Raw genomic sequence first — 6,882 nt, 5'->3', positions numbered from 1 at the left:
AATTTTTTTTTTTATTGGGGTCTGGGCGTCCCGCCCGTCATTGTTGGCCGGGCGGGACGCCCATCCCACTTTCAAGAGTGGAAGTTATTTAATTCTCATTCCTAAGAAGCATCAGGTTGAGCGCCTCTGACACCTGTTTTGGCGTAGCTACAGTTGACCAGCAGTCTCATTTTTATACCTTTAGCAATGCCCAATAAATTGATTAAGATGACGATAACTCCATTGTCATCAGCATGATCTGGCCCGACTGCTGCCATTTCAATCCTCAATAGTCCGTTTTAGTAGGATTTTGCTCGATCGTACTCCGGCTGTTTAATAATTTCTATATATTCATCCCAAGTCACTGTAATCCAGGTATCGGTTAGTAGTTGAGGTTTGGAGTTGACTCATCATTACCTCACCGGAAAAAATCTTTGACTTTTGAGGGAAAACTTCAGAGTATGGACGATCGCATTTTTACCATTCAGCAGTAAGGTACGCAGCGCGCACCTTACAAACTATTAACCTAGGACTATTCTGCCACTTCCTCAGATTCCGATTCTTCCGCCGATTCTTCACCAGCAGCCGGCACTAAAGCCACAGCTACGATCGAATCATCCTCATCTAACCGCTGCACCCGCACACCCGTTGCTGTGCGCGATTGAGTAGAAATTGCACTCACCGCCTGACGGATAATAATACCTCGGTTGGTAATGATCATCAATTCGTCATCTTCGTTGACAATTCGCAGGGCTGCTACCTGATCTTTACCCTTTTTCGACTTAAATTTAGTAGCCGTCAATCCTTTGCCTGCCCGTCTTTGTAGGCGGAATTGAGAAACAGGAACCCGCTTGCCGTAGCCGTTGGTGGTGATTACCAACACCGAAGGAACTTCGCTGCTAACTGTCGAAATTTCTTCAACCTCTTCGCCTTCAATTTCCTCTGCTTGCAATTCTAATTCTTCATCTTCCGTTTCCAATTCAGCACTTTCTGCCCCTTCAAATTCCGCTTCGTCCGTTTCTAATTGAGCAATATTAGCTCCCTCAAATTCGGAGTCTTCAGTTTCCAATTCAGCAATTTCGGCAACTATTGAACTGGGCAAAATGTCCATGCTAATCAACTCATCGCCCGATCGCAATTTCATTGATTTTACACCCCGCGTCGCGCGGCCGACTGGGCGCAACTGTTCGTGATTAGTGCGGAAATGAATTGCCATGCCTTGGCGCGTACCGATGATGATGCTGTCACCCACTTTTGCTCTCCGTACCCAGCGCAGTTGGTCGCCTTCTTCTAGAGAAATGGCGATTAATCCATTAGTGCGGATGTTGCCAAAAGCTGAAAGTGCGGTTTTCTTGATGTAGCCGCCGCGAGTCAACATTACCAAGTATTCTTCGCTGGTGAATTCTGTGACTGAAACCATAGAAGTGATTTTTTCTTCTATAGGAATCGGCAGCAGTTGCACCACGGGAGTGCCGCGGGCTGTCCGGGAACAGACGGGGATTTGATAAGCTTTGACAGAGTAAACTACGCCCCTGTCGCTGAAGAACAAAACGCTATCGTGATCGCAGCAGGAAAGGAAATGTTCTACTCCATCGTCTTCTTTCATTTTCGCGCCTGCTTTGCCGCGAGTAGCGCGACTTTGGGCCTCGAAAGTGCTGACTGGCATCCGCTTGATGTAGCCTTGCTCGGTGATCAGAATAATTGCTTGTTCGTTGGCAATTAAATCTCTTTCATCGATTTCTCCTTCGGCGTGTTCGATGACGCTGCGCCTAGGAGTGGCGATTTTGGTTTGGATTTCGACTGCTTCAAATTCGGCGATTTCTAAGATGCGCTCCCGACGCGCTAAGATATCTTCCAAATCGGCGATTTTAGTTCGCAGTTCTTCGTGTTCTTGCTGGATCTTTTGCGCTTCTAATGCTGTCAAACGCCGTAACTGCATTTGCAGAATTGCGTCTGATTGCTGTTCCGAAAGACCGTAATTATCCATCAATTCTTGTTTCGCTGCTGCGGAGTCGGCTGCGGCGCGAATTAGGTGAATAATTGCATCTAAGTTGTCTAGGGCAATTAATAAGCCTTGCAGAAGGTGGTCGCGTTCTTCTGCTTTGCGGAGCTCGTATTGAGTCCGGCGAGTAATTGTCTCAATGCGGAAGTCTAGGAAGACATTGAGGAATTGGGAGAGCGTAAGTAGTTGGGGTTCCCCATTTACTAGCGCTAACATATTGGCTCCAAAGTTGGCTTGGAGGGGTGTTTGTTTATAGAGGTTGTTGAGGACGACGCGGGGATAGGCGTCGCGCTTGAGTTCGATCACGATCCGCATTCCGTCTCTATCGCTTTCGTCGCGAATGTCGGAAATACCATCTAATCTTTTGTCGTTGACAAGTTCGGCAATTTTCTCAATTAGGGCTGCCTTGTTTGTTTGGTAAGGCAATTCGGTGATAATAATTGCTTCTTTGTCGGGGCGGCCGGGATGTTCGATGGTTTCAATGCCGGCGACTCCGCGCATTGTAATCGAACCGCGCCCGGTGGTGTAAGCATCGCGAATGCCGCCTCTACCCAGAATTTGCCCTCCGGTGGGAAAGTCCGGGCCGGGGATGTACTGCATCAATTCCAGGTCAGTAATTGCTGGATTGTGAATTAGTGCTACTAAACCGTCAATTATTTCGCCTAAATTGTGGGGCGGAATGTTGGTGGCCATCCCTACAGCAATCCCGGAGGAACCGTTGAGCAAAATTTGGGGGATGCGTGCCGGGAGTACAAGGGGTTCTTGCTGGGAACCGTCGAAGTTGTCGCCGAAATCAACTGTTTCCGAGTCGATGTCGCGCAGCATGGAGTCGCTAGTCAAGGCTGTGAGGCGACATTCGGTGTACCGCATGGCAGCGGGCGGGTCGTTGTCAACGGAGCCGAAGTTGCCGTGGCCGTTGATCAGGCGTTCCCGCATGGAGAAATCCTGAGCCATCCGCACCAGGGCGTCGTAAACCGCTGTATCTCCGTGCGGGTGATACTTGCCCAGCACCTCCCCCACGACGCGGGCGCATTTGCGGAAAGGTCGATCGGGAGTCAAGCCCAATTCGTTCATGGCGTAGAGAATGCGTCGGTGAACGGGCTTGAGACCGTCCCTGGCATCTGGTAGCGCCCGACCGACTATTACGCTCATGGCGTATTCCAAGTACGATCGGGACATCTCATTACCCAGATCCGTCGGGATTATCCGCGACTCAGAGGTGCTCATAGGTTGAAAAACTCCGTTAAAAATTTAAATTTGACGGCTATAAATCTCAAAAATGCGATAAAATCGGTTTGGATTCAGTAGAGCTGCCAAATATTGCCAATTACTCCTGAAATTATATCACAATTTGCCTTGGAATTTATGGGAAAGTTGCCAGAAAAATTAAGGGACGAAACCAGCACAATTGATAATTTGTCAGTTGGTGATTTTGTCAGCAGTTGGCAAAAGCTAAAAAGGTTTTTTTAGGCGATCGGGTTTCATGCTTTCGTGAGTTTTTTTGACGGCCATCTAAGAAATTAAAATGGTTACTCGATCGAAATTTTAATTTCACAAAACCGAAGGCCTTCTTAAAGCTAACTAAAAATCTAAAATCTAAAATCTAAAATCTAAAATCAGCCGATGCTACCCGTCATCTACTCCGAAGATTTCTTGCTGCACAAGACTGGAATGCTTCACCCAGAGCGACCAGAACGTTTAACGGCGATCGTCAACGCTCTGAAAGCTGCTCCTTGGGCGGATCAAATTGAGTGGCAACTGCCCACCCCAGTGGCGCAGCGCGAACAACAACTGTTATCGGCTATCAAAAAAGTTCACTCGCAAAGATACATCAAAGAAATCGAACATTTGGCTCATCGGGGAGGCGGCTACCTCGACGGTGATACGCCGATTTCTGCTGAAAGTTACGACGTAGCGCTGCTGGCGACGAGTGCTTGGCTCGATGGGGTCGATCGAGTGGTGGTTGCGGGGGAACCGGCTTTTGTGCTGGCCAGGCCGCCGGGACACCACGCTGAAAACGCCCGCGCGATGGGTTTTTGCTTGTTTTCCAATGCTGCGATCGCCGCTCACTACGCCCTGGAACAGCCGGGAATCAACCGCGTCGCCGTCCTTGACTGGGACGTGCACCACGGCAACGGCACTCAATCTTTGGTGGAAAGCTGCCGGCAAATTGGCTACTGTTCCCTGCATCAATCTCCTTGCTATCCGGGAACGGGAGATGCCGAGGAGCGAGGTGCCTACGACAACGTGCTGAACATTCCCCTCTATCCTGGCAGTGGCATTGCTGAATACCTGAGCGCCTTTGAATCTCTTGTCGTGCCTTTTTTGTCCAAATTTGAACCGGATTTGTTGATTGTCAGCGCTGGTTATGACGCTACTGCGTCCGATCCACTGGCGAGTATGACTCTGGCGCCGTCAGATTACGGTACTTTCACCGGATACTGCTTGCAAATCACCCGCCGCATCGCCTTTGGTTTGGAGGGGGGTTACGCGCTCAAAGAGTTGGCCGAGTCGGTTGTGGCGACTATTGACCGATGCCTCAATTAGCTGGAAAATTGGAAGATGGAAAAATGAGGTTGAGAAGCCATGAGGACGAGATGGAGAGTTGTTGAGGGCGATCGGGCTGCAAGGGCTTTTTTCCCTCTAACTTCTGACTTTTCCCCTATGACTTTAGTGACAAGCATCACCAATTTAAGAGATCCAAGTCACGGGGCATCAAAGTCTCGGTCACAGAGTTTTAGCCGAAAAATCACACTGTGTCAATGTTTTCGATCGCCTTTGAAGTCGCTCCCAGAGTGCATAATACAAATACAACAAGCCTGTTAAAATTTTATCTGTCTCAATCAACTAGGAGGTTTATCATGTCAGTATCCCAAATGACACTCGAAGAGTTATTTGGTCAGGTCATGTTCTCCAGTGTCGTGACTCGCCACGACCGGAGACAGCTCAGATCGGCACTCTTAGAAAGAACATTGAATGAAGATGAGTATGCCATCATCAACCGACTGCTGTACAACGTTCGCCGCGGTTGGGTAAAAATTGTCGATTAAAGACCTGGCAACCACTCTCTGTAAAGGAGTTAATACCATTTTCGATTGTCGATTTTCGATTTTCGATTAAAGAATTGGTGATGACTGATAACTATCGGGATTGAGCTCACGAGCCTACAGTTACATTTTTTGGGAACTCGTTACAAGGAGAACTTGCCAATTCGGGAAGTTTTTTGTGTTTAATAGTTGGCTCGAAAGTGTGATGTGTTTGACCAGTGTGTTAATTATCAAAATCTCGCTACACATCAGCCTATAGGTAGAGATAATTATAAAATAACAGGTTTCGGGTGCATCTCTACTTGTTGAACAATTGTGAGTTTTGAGTTGTTAACTGCAAAGTTAGAATTAACTCAAAACTCATAATTTTTTGGATTTGATATCATGTCCGATCGATTGACCGCGATTAAAGGCCAGGGCGGGTTTACAGATTTTCCCGTTTCTATTCAATATCTTGGCTCACGGGCCCCTACAGGAATCATGGTTAATTGACCGGACATGATTTGAGATGGGAGATTAAATAGTGGGAAAACTGATGAATATCAGGGTTGGGAACCGCTATAAAGCTGAGATTTTTTAAACGGATATTAAAAATCAAAACTATAAGCAGTTTCCGGTTGAGGAGGATTGTGCGATCGTTACAAGCACACCGAGTCGTATAGGTCGATCGACCATTCCGGCAATTTGAGCTCAGAAGTGTCAAAATATTAACAACCAGTTCATCCCCAAAATATATGGCTCCCGCCGTTTTAATTGAAAATCTTCAGAAACGCTACGGCACTGTAGAAGCCGTTAAAGATGTTTCCTTCAAGGTAGAACCGGGGGAAATATTTGGTTTGCTAGGCCCCAACGGTGCAGGCAAAACCACAACCCTGCGGGTACTTTGTACTTTGAGTGCGCCCGATAGCGGACGCATTGAAGTGTCTGGCATTTCTGCTGTCAGCCAGCCGAGAATTGCCAGACAAAGACTAGGCTACGTCGCCCAAGAAGTTGCTCTCGATAAGGTGCTGACGGGGCGGGAACTCCTGCAACTGCAAGCAGCGCTTTACCATTTGCCGCGCCCTAGGATTAAAGGGCGGATTGACGAAATGGTGAAACTCCTCGGTTTGGAGGAGTGGGAAAATAAAAAGACGGGTACTTATTCCGGCGGTATCCGCAAACGCTTGGATTTGGCTGCTGGATTGTTGCATCAGCCTGATGTTTTGGTGTTAGACGAACCGACTGTCGGGCTGGATATTGAAAGCCGGGTGGTGGTGTGGGATTTCCTGCGGCGCTTGCGGGAGGAAGGTACGACGGTTTTGATTACCAGCCATTATCTCGAAGAAGTTGATGCTTTGGCCGATCGCGTGGCGATTATTGACAAGGGTACAGTAATTGCTGAGGGTACGCCGGAGGAGTTGAAAAATCGGGTTGGGGGCGATCGGGTGACTTTGCGGATTCGGGAGTTTTCGCCGATCGAAGAAGCGGAAAAAGCTAAAACTCTGATGCAATCTTTGCCTTTCGTGCAAGAAGTAATTGTCAATACGGCTCAAGGAAATTCTCTCAATTTAGTAGTAACACCGCAAAGCGATGCGCTGGTGACTATTCAGCAAGCTTTGAAAGATGCGGGATTGCCTACTTTTGGGATTGCTCAATCTCGGCCGAGTTTGGATGATGTGTATTTGGCTGCGACTGGTAAGACGCTTTTGGATGCGGAGTTGGCTGCTGCTAGCAACCGCGATTTGAAGGCTGAGCAAAAACAGGCTATGCGATCGTAGTTTGAGGGAAGGGAAAAGTTCGTCAGAAACAGGCAAGATGCCTGTTCCACAAAGAGTGAATTTTCTTGTGGAACAGGCAAGATGCCTGTTCATAAAC

Annotated in this window: 5 protein-coding genes; 3 read left to right on the top strand and 2 right to left on the bottom strand. The window is 48.0% G+C overall.

Going from position 1 to position 6,882, the window contains the following annotated elements; all coding sequences use genetic code 11:
- Window positions 1-101: 101 nt before the first annotated feature.
- Window positions 102-257: a hypothetical protein gene (locus QT987_RS21870; protein WP_333244257.1), complete on the bottom strand. Its 156-nt coding sequence runs from the start codon at window positions 255-257 to the stop codon at window positions 102-104.
- A 254-nt stretch (window positions 258-511) separates the two neighbouring features.
- Window positions 512-3,208, bottom strand: coding sequence for a DNA gyrase subunit A (gyrA, locus tag QT987_RS21865; RefSeq protein WP_333244254.1), 2,697 nt, complete (start codon window positions 3,206-3,208; stop codon window positions 512-514).
- 396 nt (window positions 3,209-3,604) lie between these two features.
- Here gyrA and QT987_RS21860 point away from each other — a divergent pair, with 396 nt between their 5' ends.
- The 3 genes from QT987_RS21860 (at window position 3,605) to QT987_RS21850 (ending at window position 6,785) form a co-directional block, all read left to right on the top strand.
- On the top strand, window positions 3,605-4,528 hold the full coding sequence (locus QT987_RS21860; RefSeq protein ID WP_333244251.1) for a histone deacetylase: 924 nt from the start codon (window positions 3,605-3,607) through the stop codon (window positions 4,526-4,528).
- 314 nt (window positions 4,529-4,842) lie between these two features.
- Window positions 4,843-5,031, top strand: a complete 189-nt coding sequence (locus QT987_RS21855) for a hypothetical protein (protein WP_015175516.1) — start codon at window positions 4,843-4,845, stop codon at window positions 5,029-5,031.
- Window positions 5,032-5,762: 731 nt separating this feature from the next.
- Window positions 5,763-6,785 carry an ATP-binding cassette domain-containing protein gene (locus tag QT987_RS21850; RefSeq protein WP_333244248.1) on the top strand — a complete coding sequence of 341 codons (1,023 nt, stop codon included), beginning with the start codon at window positions 5,763-5,765 and terminating at the stop codon, window positions 6,783-6,785.
- Window positions 6,786-6,882: the final 97 nt, after the last annotated feature.

The organism is Microcoleus sp. SVA1B4, assembly GCF_036700545.1.
Taxonomy (GTDB): domain Bacteria; phylum Cyanobacteriota; class Cyanobacteriia; order Cyanobacteriales; family Microcoleaceae; genus Microcoleus.
This window is presented reverse-complemented; position numbering and strand designations above follow the sequence as displayed.

Bases quoted from the DNA above. Each gene is read 5' to 3' on its own strand.
- QT987_RS21870 (WP_333244257.1), bottom strand. From the start codon at position 257: ATGGCAGCAGTCGGGCCAGATCATGCTGATGACAATGGAGTTATCGTC.
- gyrA (WP_333244254.1), bottom strand. From the start codon at position 3,208: ATGAGCACCTCTGAGTCGCGGATAATCCCGACGGATCTGGGTAATGAG.
- QT987_RS21860 (WP_333244251.1), top strand. From the start codon at position 3,605: ATGCTACCCGTCATCTACTCCGAAGATTTCTTGCTGCACAAGACTGGA.
- QT987_RS21855 (WP_015175516.1), top strand. From the start codon at position 4,843: ATGTCAGTATCCCAAATGACACTCGAAGAGTTATTTGGTCAGGTCATG.
- QT987_RS21850 (WP_333244248.1), top strand. From the start codon at position 5,763: ATGGCTCCCGCCGTTTTAATTGAAAATCTTCAGAAACGCTACGGCACT.